Source organism: Phaeodactylibacter sp., from assembly GCF_022763345.1.
Lineage (GTDB): Bacteria > Bacteroidota > Bacteroidia > Chitinophagales > Saprospiraceae > Phaeodactylibacter.
Genome location: NZ_JALEGS010000049.1, coordinates 173,610 through 199,072, shown reverse-complemented (window position 1 = coordinate 199,072; position 25,463 = coordinate 173,610). Strand labels below are relative to the sequence as shown.

Sequence of the window (25,463 nt, the reverse complement as noted above, 5' to 3'; positions counted from 1 at the left end):
ACTAACTATGAAAAAAGAACGCAGCAGCTTCTGGCGATTGCTCGGTTATATGCGCAACTACAAAGCGTATGTAGGGCTCAATATTTTCAGTAATATTATGACGGCGCTGTTCACAGCTCTTAGCATCCCCTTGCTGGTCCCCTTCCTGGAAATCCTCTTTGACCGGCGGGAGCTAGTGATGGACAAGCCTGTTTTCGGCTGGGATATCGAAAGCGCCACAGCTTCCTTCAACTACTACATCAGTCAGCTGATTGTGGAGCAGGGCAAGGAAGCCGCGCTGATCTTCGTCTGCACAGCTATTTTATCAGTTTTTCTGCTCAAAAATCTCTTCCGGTACCTGTCCCTCTTCTTCATGGCACCGGTACGCAATGGCATCATCCGTGACCTTCGGGCTCAGATGTACGACAAGGTAATGGCCCTACCCCTCGCTTACTTCAGCGAGGAGCGCAAAGGTGACCTAATGTCCCGTATGACAAGCGATGTACAGGAAGTAGAATGGAGTATTCTCAATGTACTGGAAGCTGTATTCCGGGAGCCCCTCATCATCATAGGGGCGCTGGGGTTTATGGTGTATGTAAGCCCCACACTCACGGGCTTTGTCTTTCTGCTGATGATCTTCACAGGCGTGGTGATCGGTGGTATTGGCAGGCGGCTCAAAAAAAAATCAGCAGATGTGCAGGACCGCCTTGGCAACCTCGTCGCCATACTGGAAGAAGGCCTGGGCGGGCTGCGGATCATCAAAGGGTTTAATGCCGAGCATTATCAGAAAGAGAAATTCCGGGTAGAGAATGACGGCTACCGGCGCTCCCTCACCCGCCTGCTCTGGCGGCGCGACCTAGCCTCTCCCCTCTCAGAATTCCTGGGCATTGGCACGGTGGCAGTACTACTGTGGTATGGATCCCGTCAGGTGTTCAGCGGGCAGCTGGATGCAGAGACTTTCCTTACATTCATCTTTGCCTTCTATAACGTCATTGACCCGGCGAAGAAACTATCCAAAGCCGTTTACAACGTTCAAAAAGGCGTGGGGGCCATGCGCCGTATGGAAGCCCTGCTTGACGCACCTGTCAACATCAAGGACACACCCGATGCCCTGCCCCTTTCGGGCTTTCAACAGGGTATAGCCTACCGCAACGTTACCTTCGCTTACCGCAAAGACGAAGGCCCGGTGCTCCAAAATATTAACCTGAGCCTGCCTAAAGGCAAAGTGGTGGCGCTGGTGGGCGCTTCCGGGGCGGGGAAGTCTACGCTGGCCGATCTACTCCCCCGATTTTATGACGTGGAGGAAGGGGAGATTCTCCTGGATGGACAGAACATTCGCCGTTACCGCCTTCGCGACTTGCGCAACCTCATGGGCATTGTATCTCAGGAAGCGATCCTCTTCAACGACAGCATCTACAACAACATCGTCTTTGGCATGGAGGGCGTCACACAAGATCAGGTAGAGGCTGCCGCCCGGGCAGCCAATGCGCACGACTTCATCCTGGCTTCCGAGCAGGGCTACCATACCAATATCGGAGACCGGGGCAGCAAATTGAGTGGAGGGCAACGGCAACGGCTGACAATCGCCCGCGCCATTCTGAAAAACCCACCAATACTCATTCTGGACGAAGCAACCTCCGCCCTGGATTCCGAATCTGAGAAATTAGTCCAGAAAGCCCTGCTTGAGCTGATGAAAAACCGGACTTCCATCGTCATAGCTCACCGCCTGTCCACCATACAGCACGCAGATGAGATCATTGTGATGCGGGACGGGCAAATCATGGAGCGGGGCACGCACGAAAGCCTGCTGCAGAAGGACGGAGAGTACCAGAAACTGGTGGAACTACAGGCGTTTTGATAAGGCTCATTCGGGCTTTCACGCCAAGGGGACAAAGGGCTTCGTAAAGAGCGCCACGTTAACGGCCCTAATCAGGAAGCGCTGCGTACTTTGCGCCCTCCTTCGCGAACGCTGCGTGAAACCCTCAGTACAACCATAAAAAAAGCCCGCACAAAGGCGGGCATTTTCAAACAAATCGTAATCCTAATTTTTGACCTTAATTAACCACTCTACCTATTACAACAACCGTGCCAAAAACAGAAAAATCAGATTTGCTATCCCCTAAAAACCAATAGAGGCACCTTGACATGAAAGGCCATCTGCTTCGTAAAACTACGATGGAAGAGGCGTTCCAGCAGGCGCCGGTTGGGAACGAACAACGCCAGTACATCCATATCCCGCTCAGCGATAAAGGCATTGATCCCTTCAGCCGGGTTGAGATTGGACATCAGCGTAAAATCGGTGAAAGGAAGCGGATACTGATCCACCACTTTGTAGGCTTCCGTTTTAGAAATATCCGCCTCCCTATCCACATGTACGAAATGGACTTTTGCTTTGAGCCTGTTTGCCAACTCCGTCAGATTCGCCACCGCTTTTTCATCCTTAGGCTCGAAGTCAGTAGCATAGGCGATATGGCTGATGGGGCGTACCGGCGCACTCTGCGGCACAGCGATCACTGGGCAGGGCGCATTCATGAGGGTATGAGTGGTGACGCTGCCCATCATTTGCTGCATGGGGTTGCGCTCGCCTTTGGTACCCATCACAATGAGCTGATGCCCGCCCCTGCGCGCCGCATCAATAATTTCCTGATACACAAACAAACCATAATCTGCCCGCAACTGCCCGATGCGGTTTGAAGGGGCTTCTTCCGCCAATTCTCCAAGCTGTTGCATTACCACGGCCCGTTTTTCCCGAAGCAGAGGGTCTATCTGATGAGGGGACACGCGGCTGCTATCGCTTATGGGCAGGTGGTAAACACTCAAGAGGTCAAGAGCAGTATCCAGCTTCTCAGCCAGTTGCAGTGCATACTTAAAGGCATGGTGGGCGGCCGGAGAAAAATCAGTGGGAAAAAGGATGTTGTGGCGCATCGGCTACAAGTTTTTCAAAAGCGCCAGGCAGGAGGCTTTCCCCACCTGGCTTTATAAAATCAAAAGGATAATTGTTGCCGTTTCCGTTCTGTTATGGGTGCCGGGCTATCTATTTCATCCAGATAGTCAATACTCAGCACAGGGATTTCAGAGTGGTTCACCAAAGCTTCTACGTTGCTGCCACTAAGCATGCGCCGCAGCGGATGACGATGGTGGTTGGAAATGCCAATCAGGCCCGCCCCGATCTTTTCGGCGAAAGCCCGTACGCCCCGGTCTACACTGAAGTTGCGGAACACATGCGTCTCACAGCGGAACGGCGCGCACAGCCCCCTGAATTCTTCCATGGCTTGACGGCTCAGGATGTAAGGAGGGTCGAAGAAAGAAGAGGTGTGGATTTCCACCAAATGAATCTCCGGTACAAAAGGCTTGACAAACTCCTTGAACTTCAGGAAAGCTTCCCGCTCTTTTTGGTGAAAAGAAGAGGCAAAGACCACTTTATCGAAATTAATCTGTTCAAGCGGCTCCTTGACCACCAATACCGGGCAGTGTACTTCCCGAACCACTTTCTGAGTATTGGAACCGATGAAGTATTCATTCTTGCCACTTGCGCCGTGGGAGCCCATGACCACGAGGTCTGCAGCTGCGTGTTCAACATATTCAGCCACAGACTTAGGCAATGCGCCACTGCAAACGGTAGCCTTTAATTCCAAATTGGGGTAAGCATTGCTCAAATCCTGCAATTGCAGCTGAGCATTAGCCACCTTCTGTTGTATATCGGGGCGCATAGCGCGCTGTTGCTCACTCCAGTCATCCCAGCCATCAGGCAGGTTCATACAATGCAGTAAGTGAAGCTGGGCATTAAGCCGGCGTGCAAGTTGTGCAGCGGCATCTGTCGCGTACCGGGCACAAAGGGAAAAATCGGTAGGGCTGAGTATGGTTCTCATGACTTGCAATTTGGTCGCGCAGCTGCACGGGCAGCGGCTTCGGTTAAGGAATCAGGATGGGTTAGATCCCGGGGCTTTGCAAAGTGTGAAAAACCGGGTAATTTGTGGTAGCTTAATTCCCTCCACACACTTGATAAAGCACTACCTTAAGTTAGGCAATTGTTGCGCAGGCCCGTGTGAAAAAGATCAATGTTCGGGGTGACATTTGTCAGGGGGCTGGCAGCACAGACTAAGCCAGCGCCCTTCCGCCACCGGATTTATTTTTATTTCCTTTTCCCTGTATCTTTGAAGCCCTGAAAACCTGTGGCTGAGCGAATGACCACCCGGAAAAGCAGGACAAGCGGGCGCACAGCCAGCACAAACCGTAAACAGGACATGAGTAATATAGAAGTGAGAACCGTTGATGTGGTGCAATACCTGAAGCCCCTGAGAGAAGGCGGCTCTTTGCCCGCTATTGTGGAAGCTGATGACGAGTTTTTGTACGTCCTGAAATTCCGGGGTGCCGGACAGGGTAAGAAAGCCCTGATCGCCGAACTCATCGGCGGGCTGCTGGCCAAAACAATTGGGCTGAATGTGCCGGAGGTGGTCTTCATGAACCTCGACGACTCGTTCAGCAAAACGGAGCCGGACGAGGAAATCCAGGATTTGCTGAAGTTTAGCGTTGGACTTAACCTCGGGCTCCACTTCCTTTCCGGAGCCATCACCTACGACCCCCTGGTGTCCGAGGCCGATTCTTATTCCGCTTCCAAGGTGGTTTTGCTGGACAGCCTGATCAACAATATCGACCGGACCGCAAAAAATACCAACCTGCTCAATTGGAACAGGGAACTGTGGCTGATTGATCATGGTGCCAGCCTTTACTTCCACCACAACTGGAAAAACTGGCGCGATTACCTACCCCGGACTTTCCCAAAAGTGAAAGACCACGTCCTTTTGGCAAAAGCCAACCACCTGCCTGAGGCGTCCGGGGATATCCGCGCAGCCATCGACGAAGCCAAAATCGCCGAAATCATTTCCACCATCCCTGAAGAATGGCTGATGGAAGAGGATATGGAACTGACACCTGGAGAGAAAAGAAGCGCTTACCAAGAATTCCTGAACGCTAAACTGGATAAAATTGATGTACTGGCCAAAGAAGCTTTAGATGCAAAATAGAGTAACCTACGAATACGCGGTGGTCAGGCTGGTACCCAAAGTAGAGCGGGAGGAGTTCCTGAACATTGGTGTCATTTTGTTTTCCAAACGGAAGCGGTTTCTGGGCATCAGGTACCAGATAGATGAGGCAAAGGTCAAAGCCTTTTCAAAGGAAACTGATGTAGATATGGTCCGCCGCTACCTGAAAGCCTGGGAAGCGGTATGCGGCGGAGGGCGGCAGGGCGGTAAGATTGGCGAACTCGACATGCCCTCCCGTTTCCGGTGGCTGGTGGCCGCCAGGAGCACCATCATTCAGAGCTCCCCAACCCATCCCGGATTATGCCATGATCCCGAAGCGGTGCTTGAAAGGCTGTATCAAAGGTATGTGCTGTAGCTTCCTTACCGCCCTTCCAGGTGCTCATTTTTCCACAAACCCCTTCGCCTTACCAACCTACCCCACTCTATTTTGTTAATTTGCCAAAAAATAAGATCAATGAGAAAAGGATTGGTATTTATAGCTATTGCCGCATTCGTTTACGCCTGTGGTGGCAGTAGTGCTCCTGCTGAAAGCAACTCCAGCGCCGGTGCTAAAGCTGTAGCGGCTGCAGCCAAACCAGATGGTGAGAAAATCTACAAGCAATACTGCGTCACCTGCCATGGCCTATACGGCGATATGGGTGCAAGCGGTGCCTATAATCTTCAGGAATCAGAGCTAACGCTGGAAGAGCGCATCAACGTCATCACCAACGGCCGCAAAGCCATGACCGCCTTTGAAGCGCTGCTGGATGAGAAAGAAATCAAAGCAGTCGCTAAATACACCATGAAACTTGGGCAATAAGCACACCATACTCGGCATAATGTCCGGTAGCGCTTTGGATGGGCTGGATATGGCGCTTTGCACTTTTGAGTTCAATGGTCAGTCACTTCAGCATTGGGAAACTCTCGCATGTGAAGCCCGCCCTTTTCCGGAAGACTGGGTTCGACGGCTCCGTGCGCTTCCCTCCGGCAGTGCCCGGGAGTTGGCGGTAGCCCACGCCCAGTTCGGGCAGTTTCTGGGAGAGCAATCGAAGGCTTTTCTGGAGGTACAGACGGTAGATGCTGATGCCATCGCTTCCCACGGGCACACAATTTTTCACTTCCCGGAATCAGGCGTTTCCACACAAATCGGGGACGGCGCGGCGATTGCAGCGATTACCGGTCGGCCGGCTATCGACAACTTCCGCATGCAGGACGTTGCGCTTGGTGGACAGGGTGCACCCATAGCCCCTGTTGCGGACCACTACCTGTTTCCGGAGCAGACCTTTATGCTGAACCTGGGCGGCATTGCCAATATCAGCGCCCGAACGGAGCAAGGTTATGTTGCCTTTGATTGCAGCGGTGCGAACCAGGTGCTCAATGCCCTGGCACAGGAAGCCGGGCAGCCCTACGATAAAGGAGGAGCCATAGCCCGAACGGGGAAACTGCTGCCCGAACTGCTGGAACAAGCGATGGCTTTGCCTTATCATCAGGCTGACTTTCCAAAATCGCTGGGCAATGACTGGGTACAGGAACAACTGCTCCCCCTCTACATGGATTACCCGGCTTCTGTGGCAGACCGGCTGCACACGGCCTGCTGGCAAATTGCCCAAAGTGTTGACGATAGCATCAGCGCTATAGCGCAAAAGGCCAAACTGCAACCCGAGCCTCATGCCATGCTGCTTACCGGCGGGGGGGCGTTCAACACGTTTCTGGTGGAGTGCATCCGCGCGAAGTGCGAAAAAAACCGTTCCTTAGCTGTAGAAGTGCCTTCACCCCTAATTATCGAATACAAAGAAGCCATTTTGATGGCCCTCATGGGTGCCCTACGCCTTGAGGAGCTGCCCAACACCCTGCCTACAGCTACTGGCAGCACTGCACCAAGCTGCGGTGGCGGGCTGCATACACCGCCCAAAACGCATAACCGCTAAATGGATAAAAACAACTCCATACTCATCACCGGTGCAACCGGGTTTATCGGTTCTCATCTGCTGCAACAGCTCCTGATGGATGGCTTTGACCGTATCCGGGCCTTCCGCCGGCCAGGCAGCCCGATGGACCTGGTGGCTGATCTGGCTGCGAAGGTAGAGTGGGTTGACGGCGATATCCTGGATATTTTCGCGCTGGAACAAGCAATGGAGGGCTGTGACTATGTTTTTCACTGTGCGGCCGTCGTCTCCTTTGATCCTGCTGACGCCCGGCACCTGCGCACGGTCAACATTACCGGCACGGCTAACGTAGTGAATACTGCGCTTAAGTTGGGAATTAAAAAATTGCTGTACGTAAGTTCTGTCGCAGCCCTGGGCCGGACCAAGCAGGGCATTACCATCACCGAAACCGCCAAGTGGGAGCGCAGCCCCTTCAACACCCGATACGCCGTTAGCAAATATCAGGGTGAGATGGAGGTGTGGCGCGGCTTTGCCGAAGGGCTGGATATTGCGGTGGTCAATCCTTCCATTGTACTGGGCAGTGGTTTTTGGCATAGTGGCCCGGCGCATTTCTTCTCTATGATCGACAAAGGCTTCCCTTTTTATCCTGTTGGCATGACTGGCCTGGTGGACGTACGCGATGTCGCCTGGTATATGGTCCGGCTGATGGAAAGCAACATCAAAAACGAGCGCTTCATCCTCAATGCGGAGCACTACCCTTATAAGCAGTTGCTTACGGAAGTGGCAGAAGCGCTAGGCGTCAAGCCGCCTAAGTATAAGGTCGGAAAAATACTGCGCGGTTTATCCTGGCGGCTGGCCTGGCTGCAAGCTAAACTGACCGGCAAGCGCCCTTTCCTCACCCGGGAGACCGCCCGCAATTCGAGCTGGGTGTTCTACTACGACAACCAGAAATCGCTGCAGCCCTTCGATTTTGCGTACACGCCCATCGCTCAGACTATCCGGGAGACAGCCGAAGCTTACCGGCAGGCCGAGGGGGAAAAAGCCGTTCGCCTTAACCCCAACCGCCCTTCCATTTCTGAGCAATCCGCCTAGCGGTTTCCAGCATATCGTCTTCCCAATGTTCGACCTTCCAGGCGGTATCCGCCAGGGGGGAAGCAGACAATTGAGTGCGGGCATCCCTCAGGTTTTCTGCATTTTCCAATATTTCAGATAAGGCCTGCTGCTGTTGGTGCAGGGTTTCGTCAGACCGGGGCGTAGCCGACAGGGTGAAAGCTGGTGCCTGGAAATCGTTAAGCGGGGCAGGCTTTCCCGTCATATGGTTATGGCCTTTCAGTATGCGGTGCATGGTGCGAAAGTCTGCTTGAAAAGCCTGCTGCTGTTCCGGTGTTTCCAGTGCCCCTCCTAGTTGCTCCAGAACGACATACTTCAAATTCGGGCACTTCGGCAGGGCTTTTTCCAACAAATCAAATACCGCCTGAGGCACCGATTCATCGTGGGTATCCCGCCGGATTTGGCGATTGCCCGCCGTTGCTGCCGGTTCCCAGCTGCCACCGGAGAGGTGTATTTCCCGTACCCGGTGCAGGGGCATCAGCCGGAGCAGTTCCTCTGCCGATTGACGGAAATTGTGGAGCTGGCAGTACAGATTATGGAGATCCAAAATGATAAAACCATTGATTGGTTCCAGCAATTGCTCCAGAAAGTCACCGTGGCGCTTCACTTCATCGAGCGTATAGGCAAAAGCAAGGTTTTCCAACCCCACCGGACAGCCAGCTGCTGCACTAATGCGCTTAAGACGGTCCCGGCCAAGCTGCAGCGTTTGGGGTGTGAAAGGTATACCCAGGGGTGCCCCCTTGTGAAAATCAGCACCGGTCATAAAGCCAAAGTGCTCCGTCACATGGTCAAAACGATACACTTCTGAAAGTGCCTTGAGCCGGTCGAGCCATTGCTGCTGCTCCGCACTCCACCGTCCGGAAAAGAGCGAGAAAAAGACCCCATGGCCTACGAGCCGTCCCTCCTCACTGTAGGCTTGGATGAGAGCGGTAAACCAGTCCGGGATTTCCGGAAACTGGAAAAGGGCATCGAAGGACCACTCCAATGCCTCCACCTGCCCTGCTGCGAGCAAAGGGTGAGCGGCCCGCAGCAGGTTGGTGTCTAAATTACAAGCGAGGGTAGCGCGTGGGCGCTGTAAACCGGAATGCTCCATGCTTAGCCCATTCCGCAAGCCGGGCAATTGTACCAGGGCTTATCGCTGTCATCCGTTGGGCAGCGGTCATCTTCGGCTGCCTTTTCGGTGTCGGGCTTGACCTCATCGGAGTTATCAAGTAGCGTGCAGGATGTGGCGCTGCCGCCCAGGGCAACCCCCAGCGCGATGGCTTGAAGCAGTGATTTGGATACTTTCATAGTCAAAAGGTTTTTAAAATTAAGTCAGGTGATTTCAGGGGAACGACCTGCTGTGGCAGGCTTCCGGGGGTACAGATGTAGGGGATTGGCAAAAGGGTTGGGTAAGCGCGCAAATTATTCCACAACCAGTTTTCTCAAATCGTAATAATGAAAAGTCGTGTCTTCAGACATCGCAACGAAGACCCCGTTCGGGAAATCCGGCCCCAGGGGCTTAGCCAGCAATTCACATCCATCCGTTTCTACAGTCGATAGTTTCCAATTCGTCAGCAGCTGATGGGCATGATTTTCCGGGTTTCGGGGGTAAACGTTAAAGCTTAGGTCCTGCTGATTGGAAACCACGATATACCCTGTGGAATCTGAGGTGGGCCAAAGAGCGATACCCTCCCGGTCTTCCTTAAAGTCTTCGGTACCGAATAAAGCCAGTTCTTCCTCTCCCATAGCCGGGTCGGCATAATACTTTCGGACCCCCTTCATCTCGTCAGAGTAGTAGACATATCCCAGGGCATCGTCCACCATGATGGCCTCAATTTCGCTTTCGCCACCGGAGAACTGCCCAAACTGGCGCAGCAGCTCTAGCTTCAGCTGATTGGAATCGCCTGGCAGGATCGCATACTGGGCCAGATAATTCCCATCCGTAGGCCCTTGCTTACGGCTGACAATCAGGTGAACCTCGCCAGTATCCGGCTTTTTGTACAACGCCACGCCCATTGGCAGGCGCATTAGAGAGTCGGATTCCATTTCAAAGACAGGTATCCCGCCCCCATCCAACGGTTGCAGCTCCGGAACGCTAAAAATCCGGACCAGTCCAAGAGGCCGTTCAACGGTCACTGCGATATCTGTGGTCATAGAATCGCTAAGAGCAACATCGTATTCTACGTCAACATTATTTGGATAGGACAGCCCTCGAACGGTCAGGCTGTCGATAATACGCCCTTTGAGATCAAAAACATACAAACCACCGCCGATTTCCTTGTCTGTACCCAGCACCAGGCTTTGGGCAGGGTCGTCGGAATTGTACCAGATGGCGGGGTCGTCTGTGTCAAATTGTACCGGCTCAGTCTTCAGAGTGGGCACGATTTTTTCATGGGTTTTGTATTGTGCCTCCTCTGTCGGAGCTTGGCAAGCAGTCACCCAAAAAAGCAAGAATAGGTAGCGTAGGTTTTTCATGTTCATCTTATTTAGCGGGGAGGCTGTCCCCATCATTTGACCCTTTCCAGAGCACAAATGATTATTTATAAACTAATCCGAAGACCCGCGCGCATCCACCAGGAATAAAACTCCTGCTGCTTGATGACATCAGGGGTGCCCAGGTAGAAGCGAAGGGGCTCATTGGTGATGTTGATCCAATCTGCGAAGAAAGTCAGCTTATCATTCATCTGGTAGTTCATGGTTAAATCGAGGCGCAAGGCTTCGTCGTAATATTCGTCGAGGTCGGGGTCCGGCCCGATTTCCACGAGAAAATCATCCTGATAGTTGGCCGTCAGGCGAGCAAAGAATTTTGGGGAATCATAGAACAGCGCAACATTGGCCGTGTGCGCCGCTTGCCCGGGCAGTTCGATCTCTTCCCGGTCTTCCTCCGTAAAGAAATCGCTCAGGTCATCCTCCAGCGGATCAATAATAATGGCTTCTGCATAATTGGCAGGCACCCGGCGGGGCAGGTAAGCACGGGAATAGGTGTAAGTATAATTGGTAAACAGTCCAAAATTGCTGAAAAAGCCACTGAAGAAATCAAATTTGAACTGTGCCTGGAACTCTGCTCCCAGCACATCCGCATCCTGCCCATTGAGGGGCTTGGTAAATTCAAAAACCGGGAAGTTACCAGAGCCGGGCGCACCTTCACGGCCAAACCGTTTGTAGGAAAAGACGAAATCATCAATGCGCTTGTAGAATAACCCACCGGAGAATATACTGGAGCGGTAATAACGCTCAATCATCAGGTCGACGTTGGTAGAGCGTGGGAAGTTGAGGTCAGGGTTACCAATGCTGACCTCGTTGCGGTCTTCCTCGCGGGAAGGAATAACGTCTACGTAGTTAGGCCTTGAGTAGGTATAAGTGAGAGCCGCGCGAAGGTTGACATTTGGCGTAAGCCCGTACTTCAACTGAATTTGAGGCAGCCAAAACTCCTGGACCCGACGGTTGTCAATGGTATCCACCCCGATAAACCGATTACCGTCCAGAATGACCCCAAAACCACGGTTGCGGGTCACATCTGTACGCTCAAAACGCAGGCCGCCCAGGATCATCAGCCGCCCAATATCATGGCGGAGCATACCGTAGGCCGCGTAGATATCCTCAGCGTATTCGTAATCCTGATTGTAGGAATTTTTCCGGGTCTCATTGCGGCTGAAGATGAAGTATTGCGGGAAAAACTCATAAAAGTCCCGAAGCTTGTCCGCCGAGGGCATATTTTGCAGTACATAGCCCTGATCGAGCAGATTGTCCTCATAGAAGTCATCGGCTATTGTCACCAAATTCAATGGATCACCTGTGCCGGGGTAAAGAATCGATTCTTCCCGGTAAGCTCCAAAGGTTTGACTGCGAATATCCTGTGTTTTTACCCGGGAACGTATCTTGCCTCCGAACTTAAAATAGCCCTCTTGCCCGTTGTTGAATTCATAAGGAATGGTGACATTCACCCTTGGGGTATACAGGTCTTCCCGGGTATTTGTATTTTCCAGCAGCATTTCATCCAGCTCGAAGTTTTCGTAGTCGGTTGCATTGGCGGCATTCGTCTCGTTGGGATAAGTCGCACGCGGGTAGTCCGGATCGGATACATCGAAATCAATCGTGATGGCCTGCCCGGGGCTCTCAAAGCGGGCTTCCAGGCGATTGGGCTCCCGCTCACTGGCCCGGGCGTAAAACATCTGGTAGTCTATGGTCACCCGGCCAATTTTATGCTCACCGCCCAGGGCGATGGTACTCAGCTGTTGCTGCTTGATGCGGTCCCGAACATCATGGTCAATGCCCCCAAACAGAAAATAATTGGCATTTAGGGGGTCTTCCAGGTCATAAATCAGCCTGCGGCGGGTCTCATTATCTGTGAAGCTGTTGTACATGGCTTGCAGGTACAACTTCGAGTCCTCGCTAAACTTGTAATCGAGGGTAGGCGCCACACTAATCCGGGTCCGCTTGATGTCATAATGGCGCAGCTGTGCCTCTCGGTAGTGCACAAAGAAGTTGTCCTGTCCTTCCTGCTGATCATCGTCATTGAAGAATGGCCCTTTGGCAAACTTATACTCGATATTGTCGGAGCCCTGGTTATTCTCAAAAAAGCTGCCGGTAACCTGAAAGCCCAGTTTTTCGTAACGCTGCCCATAGGAAAACTGCATATTGTAGTTGGGCGTTTCCCGCAGGTTGTTGTAGCCGCTGGCCAGGGTGGCACGGATTTGAGGCTTACCACCCTGTGGGCCTTTGGTTTTGATATTGACCGAACCGCCTATCCCATCAGCGTCCATATCGGGCGTCATCACTTTGGTAACTTCCACCGCTTCGATCTGATCGGAAGGAATGATGTCCATGCCTACATAGCGGTAGCTGCCTTCGGGAGAGGGGACCTGCTCTCCGTTGATATTGAAGTTGGTCAATTCAGGCGGCGTGCCGCGGAGTTGAACAAAGCGCCCTTCGCCCTGATCCCGCTGCAGGGTGATGCCTGGAATGCGTTGCATGACTTCGGCAGCATTGAGGTCTGGAAACGTCACGATCTGCTCGGCCGTAACGATGTTTTTGATATTTTCCGCCTGCTTCATTTCAACCATTGCGCGGATTTGCCCTTCCACGATGCCGGTAACGACTACTTCATCCAGTTCTACCGAGGAAGGCTTAAGGCGAATGTTGACGGGTTTGCCTGAGACAAAATTGGGGGATAAGGTTTGAGGCTCATAACCTATGTAGGTGACAACAATCCTGGCATCCGCGTTTTCGATATTTTTGATGGAAAAACGGCCGTTGGAATCCGTGTTTTCGCCCAGGGAGGTATTTTCTACCGCTACACTTGCACCGACGAGGGGTTCGCCGTTGCTGGCATCAATAACCCGGCCTGATATGCTCAGTTGTGCCTGTAGTTGGGCTGCGCTAAAGAGCAGGCAGAGCGCGACCGGCAATGCTTTAAATATGAGTGTCCGCATGAGGATATAGATTTAAACAGCAATGCCTGTAGAGCCGGCTAAAAGCCGGTTCTACAGGCGGGAAAGCAGGATAACCCAAAGGCTACTCCCGGAAAATGCTTACTCGATGATTAACTTTTGCGCATACAGCTTGCCATTCTGACGAGCCTGCAGGTAATACATGCCTTTGGCAAAACCAGCGATGTCAATTTGCTGCTGCTGCCCCCAATCACTTTGGTGCTGACGCATCAGCTGCCCGTTGCTGTTGAACAACAGGATAACCGATGGTTCGTCTGTGTCCAATTCTACGGTAACCATCTCGGTTGCAGGGTTGGGGAAGACTTTGAGTGGCTCAACAGTAGGTGTAAACACTTCCCGGACTGATGTTACATTAGGAGAAGAGTAGTATACATATAGGCGTGGAACGCGCTCCGGCTTATTTTGACCGTCGCCCCCGTCTTCTGGATCGGCGATGTTTTCGTAGGATTCAAATTCACGGGCATTTTCTACCTCGCTTGCGCCCTGGTTTCGGCCCTCGATAATGAATGCAATCGCATTTCCAGCATCCCAACCATCCCGGTCTACAAGTTCCTGCACAATGCTGGATAAATCCGGCGTGCGGTGCTTAGTCCACAGCCCCCACTCTTCTGCCACGGTCCATTCGACCACGGCATTGGTGTAGGTACGGTCTGTGATGAGGGCGTCTTCAGTGAAGGTTTCAGCATGGTCCACGTCATTGCCATAGATGGTCAGCTCCGCCACATCTTCAGCAGTCTTTGCCTCATGAGAGTGGACTTCAATGAAAGCAGAATCGATACGGGCACCTTTGGGGATGCACAGGTTTTGGAAACGCAGGCCACAAGAGAGGACGTTGAAGTCTTCGGGCGCTCCTTCCCAGCCGGCATCAATGTCATCGTCAAACAAGGCATCAATGGCATCGTTTTCCTGCTCGGCATCATCGGAGGAGGCGGCAAAGGTTACGCCTTCATCGGTGATCGTGTCTGTAGCTACGATGGGGATTTGCAGTTCTGCGGATTCTACAGTGTAATAAATGAACAGTTGCGGTATACGCTCCGGCTTGTTTTGGCCATCGCCTCCATCTTCAGGGTCAGCAATATTCTCAAAAGATTCAAATTCGCGGGCATTCTCCACTTCGCTTGGGCCCTGATTTTCCCCCTCGATGATAAAGGCGAGGGAATTGCCAAAGTTCCAGCCGTCCCGGTCAATGATTTCCTGAACGATATTGGAAAGGTCCGGCGTACGCTCTTCAGTCCACAGGCCCCATTCCTCAGCTACGGTCCATTCTACGCGTTCCTGAGTGTAAGTACGGTCGGTGATGAGGGCATCCTCGGTGAAGGTTTCGGCATCATCAACATCATTGCCGTAGATAGTGAGTTCCGCCACGTCTTCGGCAGTCTTCGCTTCGTGTGAATAAACCACGATAAAGGCAGAGTCAATACGAGCTCCTTTCGGGATGCAAATATCGCGGAAACGGAGACCGCAGGATAGAATATTAAAGTCTTCAGGTGCGCCTTCCCAACCCGCATCAATATCGTCATCAAACAGCGCATCAATGGCATCGTTCTCCTGTTCTGCATCATCAGAAGAAGCAGCGAAGGTTACGCCTTCATCTGTGATGGTGTCAGTCGCCATGATATAGCGGGAAAACTCCAAGCTTTGTGCATTGACAGACTGCAATGCAAGCACCATAAGAGTCGTGAGTGTAAGTGTAATGTTCTTCATTTGTTTAGAATTGATTTCCGAAAAAACGCAAGTTACCAACCACCTGCAACCCGCTGACAATCAGAGACTTTAATTAAACCTTAATTTATCCGCACTCCAATATTAAGATTGTAAACCCATCGTTAAACCAGGACGCTTCCTTGTAGTCCCACAAGCGACCTCAATCGGGAAAAACACCCCGTTTCTCTACTTTCCACATCCAAAGCCTCCTGTGGTACGTTTACTAGGAGAATAAGCATTGCATACTATGGAAGAAATCGACTTACCTGTGAAGCCCCCGAAGACACAGCCACACGCCCGGCAGGCCGTTGTAGATGAAGAATGGAATGTGCTGGAGCAACTCGATATCGGGGAAATGCCTTTCCGGTTCAAGCTCAGCCTGGCTCCTTTGCTGGAGATGATCAAAGAGAAGGCAGAAAGCGACAACCCGGTAGAGTCAGGGGTAGGGCAGTTCGTGATGGACCGCCTGAAGGATGCGCCGGAGTTATGGCAGCCCATTGAAGACCGCAGACAGCTGGGAAAACATAAGGATATTATCGACTTGCTCATGCTGATGGTCATCCCTCCTGCCCTGCGCCGAAATCAGCTGATCAAGGTGTCGGCGCCCTTCGAAATGGCACCGATATACATGACGCCAGCCCTGGAGGAGCACATCCGGGCTAAAAATTTCAAGTATGTCATCAACCACAAGCCAGGCTTCACCTTCTGCTCTATGGTGATCAGCGCCTGCAGCTTCATCCTGAATACCTACTACGGTACCGATCTAAAAATCGGATCGCCCCTGTCGATCTCTATTTCCAACCCGGAGACGGGCATGGAGCGGCATTACAAAACCCGCCTCGACACAGACTACATGAGGATAGTAAAGCTAAAGCCGCTAAAACCCCTCAGCCAGGAACAGATCAACGAGCTGCTAGGCAATGTGTACGATGTAGAGCTTTGGATGAAGTACCTGCCCCCGGAAAACTTCGAGTTCCAGGGCTTCACCATCGGTACGCTGATCGATATCACGGAGGAAGAGGCCTTGTCCAGGCTTAAGTTTTCCCTGCTGGAAAGAAATGCTGTGGTGCAGGAAGAAAAGGTCAGCCGGCTGGAAGGCCTTGTCCGAACCTTCTTTGACATCCCTGGCTTGCAGATGGGCGTTACGGCGATTGACTACCCCAAAGAGTATCAGGTCGCCCATCAGTATAAAATCCGATATGACTTTCTTGCCGAGGAGCAGGCAGACTTACTGGCGGAGGACAACGCAGGCTCCATCTATGAGAAAGCCTGTAAGTACCGGGAAATCGTGCTGATAGAAGACCTGGAAAGGATAAAAGATAAGACCCCGATCGAAGAGGGCCTGCTCAAAAAGGGCATCCGCAGCATCATCGTTGCGCCCTTGCTGAACAAAAAAGAGCGCATTATCGGCCTGCTCGAAATCGGCTCGCCTAAGCCCTACGAACTGCACAGCTTTGTAGAGCTTAAATTCCGGGAGCTGGTCAGTTTATTTAGTATGGCGGTGGAACGCAGCCGGGATGAGATCGACAATCAGATTGAGGCCATCATCCGGGAGCAATATACTGCTATCCACCCGAGCGTGGAGTGGAAATTTATTGAAACCTCCTACAACTTGCTGGAAAAGCGAGAGGCGGAGGGCAAAAATGCCACCGCACCGCCCATTGCCTTCCGGGATGTGCACCCGCTCTATGCACAGGCGGATATTGTAAGCTCCTCTGACCGGCGGAACCATGCCATACAAGCCGACCTTTCGGAAAACCTGCACCTGCTGCTGGACCTCCTGGATGTAGCAATTGGCATGGGCCGCTACCCTTTGCTCAACCAATACCGGACTGCGGCTGAACGCAACCTTAAAGGCGTACTGGAAGACTTCAACTCCAACGACGAGTCCAGGATCGTTTCCTGGCTGAAGGACGAAATACACCCGGTGCTTGAGGACATCAGAAGCCGGTACCCTTCCATGCAAGCCAAGGTCCGCCACTATTTCAACTACATTGATGCCGACCTGGGCATTGTGTACCAGGAACGCAGAAAATACGAGGATAGCGTATCCATGATCAATTCCACTATAGCCCGCTATCTGGAAGATCAGCAGGAGGCAGCCCAAAAGATTGTCCCCCACTACTTTGAGCGCTACAAAACGGATGGTGTGGAGTACGACATCTACGCCGGGCAGTCCCTGCTCAAATCCGGCACGTTCAAGCCTATGCACCTGCGCAATCTCCGGCTCTGGCAGTTTATTGACATGTGCGAAGTGACCCGCCTCGTGGAAGATTTACAAGCCGACCTGCCCGTACCCCTCACCACCGCGCAACTGATCTTTACTTACTCCAATCCTCTGTCTATCCGTTTCCGGATGGACGAAAAACAATTTGACGTAGACGGTGCCTACAATGTCCGATACGAGATACTGAAGAAGCGCATTGACAAAGCGCTGATCGAAGGTACAGATGAGCGGCTGACACAGGGGGGGAAAGTTGCTATTGTTTATTTGCAGGAGAAAGATAAGCAAGAGTACCTTGAATATGCGGACTACCTCATTTCCGAAGGGTACATTACCGAAGAAATTGAGGACCTCAAAATCGGTAAACTACAGGGTGTACAGGGGCTGCGAGCCCTTCGGTTTACCGTAAAATACTAATAGCGGTAACAGACTTTAACACCCCGAAAGGAACATTTAACCCCTGATTCTTTTTTGATAATAAAGCAGGAGATACCGCTTTTGCCGGGAAGAAGCAAAACACAAAATAATAAGTTTGCAAGTTGATTCGTTTGCTAATTTTGCAGTGACTATTCCCGGAGCCGCCGTCAAAAAGAAAAATCAGACAGGTTTAGTATGATCAAAATTCGTTCTTTGATAGGGTTACTCATGTTGATCTTTGCCGCTCCATGGCAAAGCATTTATGGGCAGTCCTTGTCCTTTACTGAGAAGGAAGACATTGATCTAACGAAAGATTGTACAGGTTTTTGCCGCCCCGGGGTGGTCAATAAGTCTCGCGGCCGCGGGCTGCTCATTGAGCGGACTATGGTAGGAGATCAAAACCTTGCGCCCCGCGCTGGCGGTATAGAGGGTGCCAATGCCAGCGAAATCGACTATATCGAGCAGTTTCGTGCTAAAATCAAAATTCCTATCGTCAATGCGCCCAGCCTGAAAGTATTGGCAGGCTATGAATACCAACAGGAATCAGTCCATTTTGACCGCATTGGCTACTTCAATCAGGAGCTTTTCGAATCGCTTAATGGCAAAGCGCTGCGTACCAATAAATATTCTGTCTACATCACCAAGTCATTTAACGAGCGGGTCTACGGTGGTCTGCGCTTGCGTACTTCTTACCGGGGGGATTACGAGCAGATGATGAATTTCGATCCACGTTACGCCACCTACAGTGGTCTGGCAGCAGTGGGCTTCAAGGAACGGGAAGACCTGGAGTGGGGCATTGGGCTGATGTTCGGGCGCAATTTTTTCAATACGGCTATTCTTCCCTTTGGCGTATTTAATCAAACTTTTAACGAAAAATGGGGCATTGAGACGGTACTACCGGTTCAAATCATGATGCGCTACAATTTTTCACCTACCAACCTACTGCTCTTTGGTGTGGAATACCAGAGCCGTTCTTACGCCCTTGATTTGTTGCAGCCGGAAACCCAGGGTATGACTCCCTACTACTTCCGGCACGCCGAGATTGCGCTAAAAGCAACTTATGACAGAAAGCTTTATTCCTGGATTTGGTTTACCGCTGAAACAGGTTATCTCATCCCAAGGCGGGCCCGCTTTGACAACACCCTTGATGCCACTTATAATTTCCGCGCCCGTACTTCACCCCAACCCTACTTCCGTGTAGGTTTATTCCTGTCTCCGCCACGGGATATGATCAAGTAGCAGAGCTGATCCAGATCAGCAGGCCGTAAGCTAGAACAGTGGTAATAATACCAATCATAAAAATGGTGTAGCATACCCGTAGCAGTCGGTACTTTCGCCCAAGCGAGCGCCCGAGAAAGTACAAATCCCGCATAATTGAGCTGTCTAGTTTTTTATTATCGGAAATAATTTCAAGCATGCCAGACTCGTATTGCGGATAGTCCATTTTGAAAAAGTTGCCGAAAAAGAAGAGGTTCGATGTACCGCTTGAAATGGCTTCCCGGCTGGTCTCTCCACTCATTTTGATGGGCCGGGTAGCTAAGGTTGCAAATACCATAGAGGTCAGGCAAGTCACTAAAAGCACCAGCATTGGGATCACCAATTGAGGATGCTCACTGACGTAGGAGCTGGCAAGCGGCATAACGATGGTAACGATCAGCGCATTCACACTCAACATGATGTTGGCCTTGTTGTCCGCAAGCGCGCTAAGGTCGAGATGGTTGCGCAGGCTGGTTTTAAACATGGTCTGCGCACTTTTGCTATCACTGATAGCCCCAGCCAGCTTGGCTTGCTCCGGCTTGGCCGGTTTATCATTGCCCAGGGCCGGGCTGCGGTGCTCATCTCTGAGCTGTTTCAACTGCTTTCGGTTGGTATTCCATTGTTTGTCGTAGGCTTCTACAGCCGCAGCGGTGTAAAAGCGGTGGTTTTTGACGAATTTATAGTTGAGTCTGTACCAGGCTTCATCGGTGTACTCCTGGTTGAGAAAAGTCTTCCACTCGTGGCGAAGAGCCTGTAGGTACTCGAAGTAATGCGGGCTGCCGAGGTTGCTCAGGTCAGCATCGCACATGATTTTTTCGAGCTGCGTTTGTGGCACCTTTGGCGGGAACGTTACATCGATCAGGTTGAGCACCTCCGCTTTGCGCTCCTCTTCATACGCCTGACCGGACAAGAACTGATCGGCCAGTTGCCGGCTCACCGCTTCGTGCCCTTCGTAGGTTTCCGTAAAGCCCAGGTCGTGGAAAAGGGCAGCGAGTTCCAGGATTTCCAACTGGTACCCTGCAAGCCCTGCTGACTGCCCCAGGTCCAGCACCGCTTTGCATACCCGTTCGGTATGCCCCTGATTGTGGTATTGGTGGTCGGCAGTCAGACCAGACTGGAAACGCTCCTGAGTATAGGCCCGGGCGGCTTCCAGTACTGACGTTGTCTTGTTGTTGTCCATGCAGGAGGAGTCTCAGGTTGTGAATGAAGCAGGCTAAATTGAGATACCTGCTAAGTTTACAATAATACTTGATTTACGCTGGTCTTGAAAATCCTTGCCCGGTTTCTTTTTTGATCGGCTGTCAAAAGCCTATCTTCCGGAACCATATTCTGATATGAGCCAGTCCTTATTTCTTATCGGCCAATTGATAACGCTGCTGCTGACCGCCGGATTGCTGGGCAGCTTGTATACTGCGCTGCGCATTGGTATGAGCCGTTTGAAGCAGCCGCCTGCTCAGCGCAAAAAAGCGGGCCGGCTGGTTATTTTGTCGCTCAGCATTTGGATACTGATCAGTATCGGGCTGGCCAGTAGCGCCCGGTACGGGACAGCCGAGCCGGTACTCACCATGCTAAGCCTTTTCCTGCTGCCTTCCGTTTTCTTTCTGCTGTTGATGGGCTTCCGGTTTTTCCGGCAGGTCCTTCTCATCACGCCCCCGCAGTGGATCGTCAAGGTGCAAGGGATTCGTATAGTCCTCAGTTTGCTGCTGTGGATGGGCTACGCAGGGCGGTATGTGCCGCCTCAGCTGACCTTCTTGTGGTTCAATTACGATATTGTGGTGGGCATCAGCGCGCTGATGGGCAGCTATGTGTTCTTCGCCCGGGGGCAGTTCCGGAGACCGGAGACCCTACTTTGGAATACCTTTGGGCTCTTTTCGCTGCTTTACTTGGTGGCTATCGCCCTTGTTTCGCTTCCGCAAAGCCCGTACCAGCTATTTGCCACCATGCCAGACGGCGCTTTTCTGACCCATCCCCTCTTTGTGCCATTGATGAGCTTCATTTTTCCATTTTGTGCGGCCATGCATGTCTATAGCATCTGGCAGGCGCTGCGGCGTCCTTCCCGGCGAACTTTTCGTCTTCATAAATAATGGGAAAGCTGGGGCAGCGCGCCTGGAAAGACCAAAGCTTAAGCTCTGCACCAGCGAGCCAACGCTTTCCTATGCGCTTGCTGCCCAACAAATAATGCCGGGCGGAGCGCGTGGCTGTTTGAGAACGTCAGGACGCTCACCGCTGATGACAGGCTGACCGGTTAAACAAAGTGAATATATTTGCTTTTTTCAACATTGCATACATCCTCCTAATTCCGTATCTTACCAGTCATTCACTAACCGCTAAAAATGGACCTCATGTTTACACCCCTGGTGTCAAGCGGTTTCCAATTTATCTGATGTTATCAGTGTGGAACCTCCAAACCTATATGCAAACTATAAAACCGCCCATAGAACAGGCTAAAAGGGGGAAACAGGCAGCTGAACTACGCATTTCCCCCAATCCTGCCAGAGAACTACTTACAGTAATACTGCCGGATCACTTGACAACCGGGCAGCTGGAGCTCTACGATATGCAGGGGCGACAAATCCTTCAAAGGACACTTGTTAGTCAGCGTTCTGAAGTTCGCTTGCCAGGGGTACAAGGGGTCTATATCGTGATGATTTATACCTCCGATAGCAATCTTCTGCACCGGCAATTATTGGTTATTCAGTAACCCTTTGTTGTTGAATACAAGCCTGCTTTTGAAAAGCGAAGCGGTCCTTTACCGTCTTCTGGAACACTTCAAAGGTCCTTTAGTCAATCACAAACCATAGAAATGAAAAACCTTATCATATCGCGCCTGATGATAGTATTTAGCGTATTTTTGCCAGGCTTCCTTGGTGCCCAGCCCTTTAATCAGGCGCAGGATTTGGGCTATCATTCAAATTCATTCTGGGATGTAGCCGTAGACAGCCCATACATTATTGGGTTTGGAAGAGGCCAAGAGCTAATAGAAGGCACGAACCGAAAGCATTTTGGAACTATAGCAGCAAAGTACACCTTAGATGGTACATTGCTAAACCATGAGCTCTTTACAGATACCATTACTGTGGATACTATAACTAGCAATTTCGGGATCACTTGGTGGTATGGACAAATACTGCCGACTTCAGACGAGGGATATCTGTTTACCGTAGTATCCTCACGTAGCAATAAAGTCGCGGTCAAGCTGGATAGCGAGCTGCAGGAGGAATTCCGCTATGAGTACGAGGACAGTACCAACTTGAGTAATTTTTATTGTCAGGTACCCGTCGAGGTGGAGGATGGATATTTATTGTACGGCACGGCTCTTCGGTTGGATGGCTACCGGGACGCCTACCTGCGGAAAATCAGCTTTACAGGAGAAACGATGTGGTTAAAGTACTATGGCGAACCTAACCAGTCAGAAACACTGATAGACGGTACCATGCAGGGAGATTCTATTCTTGTCATGGGCATTGGACGAAGGTCACAAAACCCCGACGATGGGCTTGAAAATCTTTTTTTGCGAGTACGCTTATCAGATGGGGAAGTCATCGAAAGCGGAGCCTCTGGTTTTAATCCAGAAATGGGCTGGATACGGGAGCTGATTGTCCTTGAGAACGGAGACATCATTGTTCATGGCGATCAATACCAGGGTGAAGATCAATATGGGAACAGTATTGTACAGCCAACCATTGCCCGGTTAGACAGTAATTATCAAACGATCTGGTTAAGGACCATCTTTAGGCCCTTCCGTCAGCTCCTCGGTAATAATTTCCGGGAACTCAAAGTGGTTTCCGATGGCAATATTGTTGGGTCAGGAGACCATTACACCAAGATACAGGGAGAGGACGTCACTGCCGGCTGGCTATTCAAATTTACTCCGGAGGGCGATACGCTATGGTCCCGTTCGTACTTGCCCCCGTTTGAAGATTTCAACTTTTATACCTCAGGTAGCTTCGGGCGCTTTGCGGAATTACCCAATGGTGATTTAGTCACAGGCGGTTATGCAACAGGCGATGGTGATCGCAGCTGCTGGCTCGTCCGCACCAACTCAGAAGGCTGCATCGGGCAGGATTCCTGTGAGTACCTGGTGCATGCCGGTCAGCTTTTGCCATCTCCGGCGCAGCCTGAGCTATCCGTCTTCCCCAACCCCGCCTCCCGTCACCTCACGGTCGCCTGGGCGGGGGCAGCGCCCACGGGCACGGGCTACTTCACGCTCTACAATATGCAGGGGCAGCCGGTGTGGTCAGAAGCGCAGCTCTGTGAACCAGAGGTACCACTGCAGTTGCCGGAGTTGCCGCCGGGCGTTTATGCCCTGCGCGTGGAAGCGGAAGGGCAGGCTTGGGTGGAACGGGTGGTGGTTCAGTAACCGCCTTGTGCGCAGCGGAAAGAGGGTTTTGTGGTGTTTTCCCGCCGTTGCCTGTGGCTTTGGCGGGCTGTGGGTTTTATGGTTGCCGGGCGATGACCAGGGTTTAGACTCCGGTCAAGGTTGAGGGCTTGGCGATGGCTTCAGGGCGGGAATAGCGGGCTATTCCTTTCTTTAATCAGGCCCATTGGCTGGACTTCAACCTCGGCTTAGCCTTTGCGCATTGCCGGCCTCAACTTGACCTGCAAGAGCGTAGGCGGAAAGAGTTGGCAAAGGGGCTGAAGGTTTTGTGGCATTATGCTTTTCACGACTTCGCGTCTCTAATTGCTTCGTCGGTCCTTGAAGGGCTCACCGGGTGCACTAAGCCCATGCCGGAGCCAAGGCATTCACCCGGTGCGCTATTGATCTGCAAGGAAGGGTACGCCCGGCGAAAGACCCGACTACGTCGGACGGAGCGTGCGCCGGGCGAAGCTGGGGCAGAGCGCCTGGAAAGACCAAAGCTTAAGCTCTGCACCAGCGGGCCAAAGCTTTCCTGTGCGCTTACTGCCCAACAAATAATGCCGGGCGGAGCGCGTGGCCCAACCCGGCATTACCTTCACCAAGAAAACTAACGTTTACCGTTTGGCGAGTGCACCCTCAGCTACAAAGTTGACCCGCAGGTTGTATTCCTGCGCTTTGTCCAGGCCAAGGCCTTCTACTTTGCGGTGGTTGATACTCTCCTTTACCTGTTCACAGATTTCGTCGGTCACGCCGAGTACATTGAGGACAATGATCTCGTTATTTTCGTTCACCTTGAAATTAATGAATACAAAGGTTTCCTTCATGCCCAGCTGATCCAGGTTTGGCGCTTCGATCATTTTGGAAATCTCGCGGCGCAGGTCCTTGGCAGCAGTAGCGCTATCGGGCGCAGAAGCAAAGGAAGCCGTAACGAATGCAGTAAGCAAAAGGGCGGAAAAAACAATGCGAAAGGTTTTCATAACAAAACTGATTTTAGGTATAACAATCGGGATAAAAAACTAACAATCAGGCAATAAGGCATAACCTGACCGCTGGGCAAATGGCCCGGGTCAGCGGGTGCTTATCAACTAAATCGTTTATTGATGTCTTCGTTATCAAAGACGGTTATATAACGAGGAAGTTGCACGAAATGATCTTTGAAAATGGGTACCTTCTATAAACGGGCGGGAATATTCGATCAATACAGCCCTTTTTCTATACCAGCGAATATTATTTGGCTACAATCAAGATAGGTCGGAAAACAGACTGTAAATCAACAACTTATACGCGCCGCCAGCAATTGCGTTTAAAACCGATAGAAGGCGGCAATGCTGATATAATAGTTTCGCAGCTGCATGACTCCCCGTTCCTGCTCAATTTGTAAGGCCGCTTCCTCACTCAGGTCTGCCGTACTGTACACCCGTGTCAGGGCAAAACTGTAACGAAAGCGAGCTCCAATGTGCTCGGTGAACTGATAACCAATGCCCAACAGCAAACTCAATTCATTTTCCTGTAGATCGCTTTCCAATCCGCTGAGGATAAGGCCATCTTGTACAACCACTGGCTCATCAATCTTTACATCAATGAGCCGCGCAAAGGCACCACCGCCTTCAAAATAAACGGTGGGGAAAGTTTCCCTCCGATTGTGCCGAAAGTAGATGGGCACTTCTACGTAAGAAAGGTCTACCGAACGATCTTTAGTGTTGATCACACGCCTGGGATCTGATTCTGTGCGAGCACCTTTACTGTGGTAGAGCAGCTCTATGCCTATCTCTGACTGCCGGTTGATGACCGCAGTGCCCCCTATACCAAACTGCGGATTGAACTTGTCGAAACCATTATAATTATCCCCGTCCATTTGGGAAAGGTTAAAACCTGCCAGGAGGGAAGCTCGAAAACGCTGCTTGATTCGTTTGCCCCGGCGCTGCGCGTCAGCATCCTGCGGCAGCACAAAGAGAAAAAGGCACAACAATGGAATCAACTTTAGTGAGGACGTCATAGCAAGGCAGTGTCTGAAGGTTCAACGCCTGAATGCAGTAAAGCCTCGACCTTACTGTACGGGCAGGTACAAGCTTTCAC

Annotated in this window: 21 protein-coding genes; 11 read left to right on the top strand and 10 right to left on the bottom strand. The window is 51.6% G+C overall.

Annotation, left to right across the window (positions count from 1 at the left end; translation table 11 throughout):
* The first annotated feature begins 7 nt into the window (after positions 1–7).
* Positions 8–1,837, top strand: a complete 1,830-nt coding sequence (locus MRY86_RS13470; protein ID WP_293564935.1) for an ABC transporter ATP-binding protein — start codon at positions 8–10, stop codon at positions 1,835–1,837.
* A 254-nt stretch (positions 1,838–2,091) separates the two neighbouring features.
* Here MRY86_RS13470 and MRY86_RS13465 read toward each other — a convergent pair whose 3' ends face one another.
* Together MRY86_RS13465 and MRY86_RS13460 are read right to left on the bottom strand one after the other, a co-directional pair.
* Positions 2,092–2,904 (bottom strand): universal stress protein, encoded by an 813-nt coding sequence (locus tag MRY86_RS13465; RefSeq protein ID WP_293564937.1) that lies wholly within the window; start codon positions 2,902–2,904, stop codon positions 2,092–2,094.
* A gap of 59 nt (positions 2,905–2,963) precedes the next feature.
* Positions 2,964–3,848, bottom strand: a complete 885-nt coding sequence (locus tag MRY86_RS13460) for a universal stress protein (protein WP_293564939.1) — start codon at positions 3,846–3,848, stop codon at positions 2,964–2,966.
* A gap of 375 nt (positions 3,849–4,223) precedes the next feature.
* Between MRY86_RS13460 and MRY86_RS13455 the strand changes: the two genes are divergently transcribed.
* From MRY86_RS13455 to MRY86_RS13435, 5 genes are all read left to right on the top strand, one after another.
* On the top strand, positions 4,224–5,003 hold the full coding sequence (locus MRY86_RS13455) for a HipA family kinase (protein ID WP_293564941.1): 780 nt from the start codon (positions 4,224–4,226) through the stop codon (positions 5,001–5,003).
* Positions 4,993–5,376, top strand: a complete 384-nt coding sequence (locus MRY86_RS13450; RefSeq protein WP_293564943.1) for a DUF3037 domain-containing protein — start codon at positions 4,993–4,995, stop codon at positions 5,374–5,376. Before MRY86_RS13455 ends, MRY86_RS13450 begins: the two co-directional genes overlap by 11 nt.
* Before the next feature lie 99 nt (positions 5,377–5,475).
* On the top strand, positions 5,476–5,820 hold the full coding sequence (locus tag MRY86_RS13445) for a cytochrome c (RefSeq protein WP_293564945.1): 345 nt from the start codon (positions 5,476–5,478) through the stop codon (positions 5,818–5,820).
* 19 nt (positions 5,821–5,839) lie between these two features.
* On the top strand, positions 5,840–6,928 hold the full coding sequence (locus MRY86_RS13440; protein WP_293564947.1) for an anhydro-N-acetylmuramic acid kinase: 1,089 nt from the start codon (positions 5,840–5,842) through the stop codon (positions 6,926–6,928).
* Positions 6,929–7,978 (top strand): NAD-dependent epimerase/dehydratase family protein, encoded by a 1,050-nt coding sequence (locus MRY86_RS13435; protein WP_293564949.1) that lies wholly within the window; start codon positions 6,929–6,931, stop codon positions 7,976–7,978. It abuts the gene before it with no gap.
* Here MRY86_RS13435 and MRY86_RS13430 read toward each other — a convergent pair.
* The 5 genes from MRY86_RS13430 to MRY86_RS13410 form a co-directional block, all read right to left on the bottom strand.
* Entirely contained in the window at positions 7,938–9,089 is a 1,152-nt protein-coding gene (locus tag MRY86_RS13430) for a DUF692 family multinuclear iron-containing protein (protein ID WP_293564951.1), read from the bottom strand. The two genes, MRY86_RS13435 and MRY86_RS13430, sit on opposite strands and share 41 nt — an antisense overlap.
* Positions 9,090–9,091: 2 nt before the next feature.
* Positions 9,092–9,286 (bottom strand): hypothetical protein, encoded by a 195-nt coding sequence (locus MRY86_RS13425; RefSeq protein ID WP_293564953.1) that lies wholly within the window; start codon positions 9,284–9,286, stop codon positions 9,092–9,094.
* A 114-nt stretch (positions 9,287–9,400) separates the two neighbouring features.
* Positions 9,401–10,453, bottom strand: coding sequence for a phytase (locus tag MRY86_RS13420; RefSeq protein ID WP_293564955.1), 1,053 nt, complete (start codon positions 10,451–10,453; stop codon positions 9,401–9,403).
* Between the two features lie 65 nt (positions 10,454–10,518).
* Positions 10,519–13,410, bottom strand: coding sequence for a TonB-dependent receptor (locus MRY86_RS13415; RefSeq protein ID WP_293564957.1), 2,892 nt, complete (start codon positions 13,408–13,410; stop codon positions 10,519–10,521).
* Positions 13,411–13,509: 99 nt separating this feature from the next.
* Positions 13,510–15,132: a T9SS type A sorting domain-containing protein gene (locus tag MRY86_RS13410; RefSeq protein ID WP_293564959.1), complete on the bottom strand. Its 1,623-nt coding sequence runs from the start codon at positions 15,130–15,132 to the stop codon at positions 13,510–13,512.
* A 247-nt stretch (positions 15,133–15,379) separates the two neighbouring features.
* Between MRY86_RS13410 and MRY86_RS13405 the strand changes: the two genes are divergently transcribed.
* Both MRY86_RS13405 and MRY86_RS13400 read left to right on the top strand, forming a co-directional pair.
* The gene (locus MRY86_RS13405) at positions 15,380–17,773 is read left to right on the top strand and encodes a hypothetical protein (RefSeq protein ID WP_293564961.1); all 2,394 of its coding nucleotides are present in this window, start codon (positions 15,380–15,382) and stop codon (positions 17,771–17,773) included.
* A gap of 195 nt (positions 17,774–17,968) precedes the next feature.
* Positions 17,969–19,012: a DUF6268 family outer membrane beta-barrel protein gene (locus MRY86_RS13400; protein ID WP_293571548.1), complete on the top strand. Its 1,044-nt coding sequence runs from the start codon at positions 17,969–17,971 to the stop codon at positions 19,010–19,012.
* Here MRY86_RS13400 and MRY86_RS13395 read toward each other — a convergent pair.
* Entirely contained in the window at positions 19,005–20,210 is a 1,206-nt protein-coding gene (locus MRY86_RS13395; protein ID WP_293564965.1) for a Pycsar system effector family protein, read from the bottom strand. The two genes, MRY86_RS13400 and MRY86_RS13395, sit on opposite strands and share 8 nt — an antisense overlap.
* 154 nt (positions 20,211–20,364) lie before the next feature.
* Between MRY86_RS13395 and MRY86_RS13390 the strand changes: the two genes are divergently transcribed.
* The 3 genes from MRY86_RS13390 to MRY86_RS13380 all read left to right on the top strand — a co-directional run bounded on the left by MRY86_RS13390 (position 20,365) and on the right by MRY86_RS13380 (position 23,390).
* Positions 20,365–21,114: a hypothetical protein gene (locus MRY86_RS13390; protein ID WP_293564967.1), complete on the top strand. Its 750-nt coding sequence runs from the start codon at positions 20,365–20,367 to the stop codon at positions 21,112–21,114.
* Between the two features lie 329 nt (positions 21,115–21,443).
* On the top strand, positions 21,444–21,731 hold the full coding sequence (locus tag MRY86_RS13385) for a T9SS type A sorting domain-containing protein (protein ID WP_293564969.1): 288 nt from the start codon (positions 21,444–21,446) through the stop codon (positions 21,729–21,731).
* 102 nt (positions 21,732–21,833) lie between these two features.
* On the top strand, positions 21,834–23,390 hold the full coding sequence (locus MRY86_RS13380; protein WP_293564971.1) for a T9SS type A sorting domain-containing protein: 1,557 nt from the start codon (positions 21,834–21,836) through the stop codon (positions 23,388–23,390).
* A 611-nt stretch (positions 23,391–24,001) separates the two neighbouring features.
* Here the strand turns inward: MRY86_RS13380 and MRY86_RS13375 are convergent.
* Positions 24,002–24,364, bottom strand: a complete 363-nt coding sequence (locus tag MRY86_RS13375) for a hypothetical protein (RefSeq protein WP_293564973.1) — start codon at positions 24,362–24,364, stop codon at positions 24,002–24,004.
* Positions 24,365–24,690: 326 nt separating this feature from the next.
* The gene (locus MRY86_RS13370; protein ID WP_293564974.1) at positions 24,691–25,383 is read right to left on the bottom strand and encodes a porin family protein; all 693 of its coding nucleotides are present in this window, start codon (positions 25,381–25,383) and stop codon (positions 24,691–24,693) included.
* Between the last annotated feature and the right edge of the window lie 80 nt (positions 25,384–25,463).

What these genes read in the sequence shown, in the direction of transcription:
- MRY86_RS13470 (WP_293564935.1), top strand. Translation starts at nt 8, where the DNA reads ATGAAAAAAGAACGCAGCAGCTTCTGGCGATTGCTCGGTTATATGCGC.
- MRY86_RS13465 (WP_293564937.1), bottom strand. Translation starts at nt 2,904, where the DNA reads ATGCGCCACAACATCCTTTTTCCCACTGATTTTTCTCCGGCCGCCCAC.
- MRY86_RS13460 (WP_293564939.1), bottom strand. Translation starts at nt 3,848, where the DNA reads ATGAGAACCATACTCAGCCCTACCGATTTTTCCCTTTGTGCCCGGTAC.
- MRY86_RS13455 (WP_293564941.1), top strand. Translation starts at nt 4,224, where the DNA reads ATGAGTAATATAGAAGTGAGAACCGTTGATGTGGTGCAATACCTGAAG.
- MRY86_RS13450 (WP_293564943.1), top strand. Translation starts at nt 4,993, where the DNA reads ATGCAAAATAGAGTAACCTACGAATACGCGGTGGTCAGGCTGGTACCC.
- MRY86_RS13445 (WP_293564945.1), top strand. Translation starts at nt 5,476, where the DNA reads ATGAGAAAAGGATTGGTATTTATAGCTATTGCCGCATTCGTTTACGCC.
- MRY86_RS13440 (WP_293564947.1), top strand. Translation starts at nt 5,840, where the DNA reads ATGTCCGGTAGCGCTTTGGATGGGCTGGATATGGCGCTTTGCACTTTT.
- MRY86_RS13435 (WP_293564949.1), top strand. Translation starts at nt 6,929, where the DNA reads ATGGATAAAAACAACTCCATACTCATCACCGGTGCAACCGGGTTTATC.
- MRY86_RS13430 (WP_293564951.1), bottom strand. Translation starts at nt 9,089, where the DNA reads ATGGAGCATTCCGGTTTACAGCGCCCACGCGCTACCCTCGCTTGTAAT.
- MRY86_RS13425 (WP_293564953.1), bottom strand. Translation starts at nt 9,286, where the DNA reads ATGAAAGTATCCAAATCACTGCTTCAAGCCATCGCGCTGGGGGTTGCC.
- MRY86_RS13420 (WP_293564955.1), bottom strand. Translation starts at nt 10,453, where the DNA reads ATGAAAAACCTACGCTACCTATTCTTGCTTTTTTGGGTGACTGCTTGC.
- MRY86_RS13415 (WP_293564957.1), bottom strand. Translation starts at nt 13,410, where the DNA reads ATGCGGACACTCATATTTAAAGCATTGCCGGTCGCGCTCTGCCTGCTC.
- MRY86_RS13410 (WP_293564959.1), bottom strand. Translation starts at nt 15,132, where the DNA reads ATGAAGAACATTACACTTACACTCACGACTCTTATGGTGCTTGCATTG.
- MRY86_RS13405 (WP_293564961.1), top strand. Translation starts at nt 15,380, where the DNA reads ATGGAAGAAATCGACTTACCTGTGAAGCCCCCGAAGACACAGCCACAC.
- MRY86_RS13400 (WP_293571548.1), top strand. Translation starts at nt 17,969, where the DNA reads ATGATCAAAATTCGTTCTTTGATAGGGTTACTCATGTTGATCTTTGCC.
- MRY86_RS13395 (WP_293564965.1), bottom strand. Translation starts at nt 20,210, where the DNA reads ATGGACAACAACAAGACAACGTCAGTACTGGAAGCCGCCCGGGCCTAT.
- MRY86_RS13390 (WP_293564967.1), top strand. Translation starts at nt 20,365, where the DNA reads ATGAGCCAGTCCTTATTTCTTATCGGCCAATTGATAACGCTGCTGCTG.
- MRY86_RS13385 (WP_293564969.1), top strand. Translation starts at nt 21,444, where the DNA reads ATGCAAACTATAAAACCGCCCATAGAACAGGCTAAAAGGGGGAAACAG.
- MRY86_RS13380 (WP_293564971.1), top strand. Translation starts at nt 21,834, where the DNA reads ATGAAAAACCTTATCATATCGCGCCTGATGATAGTATTTAGCGTATTT.
- MRY86_RS13375 (WP_293564973.1), bottom strand. Translation starts at nt 24,364, where the DNA reads ATGAAAACCTTTCGCATTGTTTTTTCCGCCCTTTTGCTTACTGCATTC.
- MRY86_RS13370 (WP_293564974.1), bottom strand. Translation starts at nt 25,383, where the DNA reads ATGACGTCCTCACTAAAGTTGATTCCATTGTTGTGCCTTTTTCTCTTT.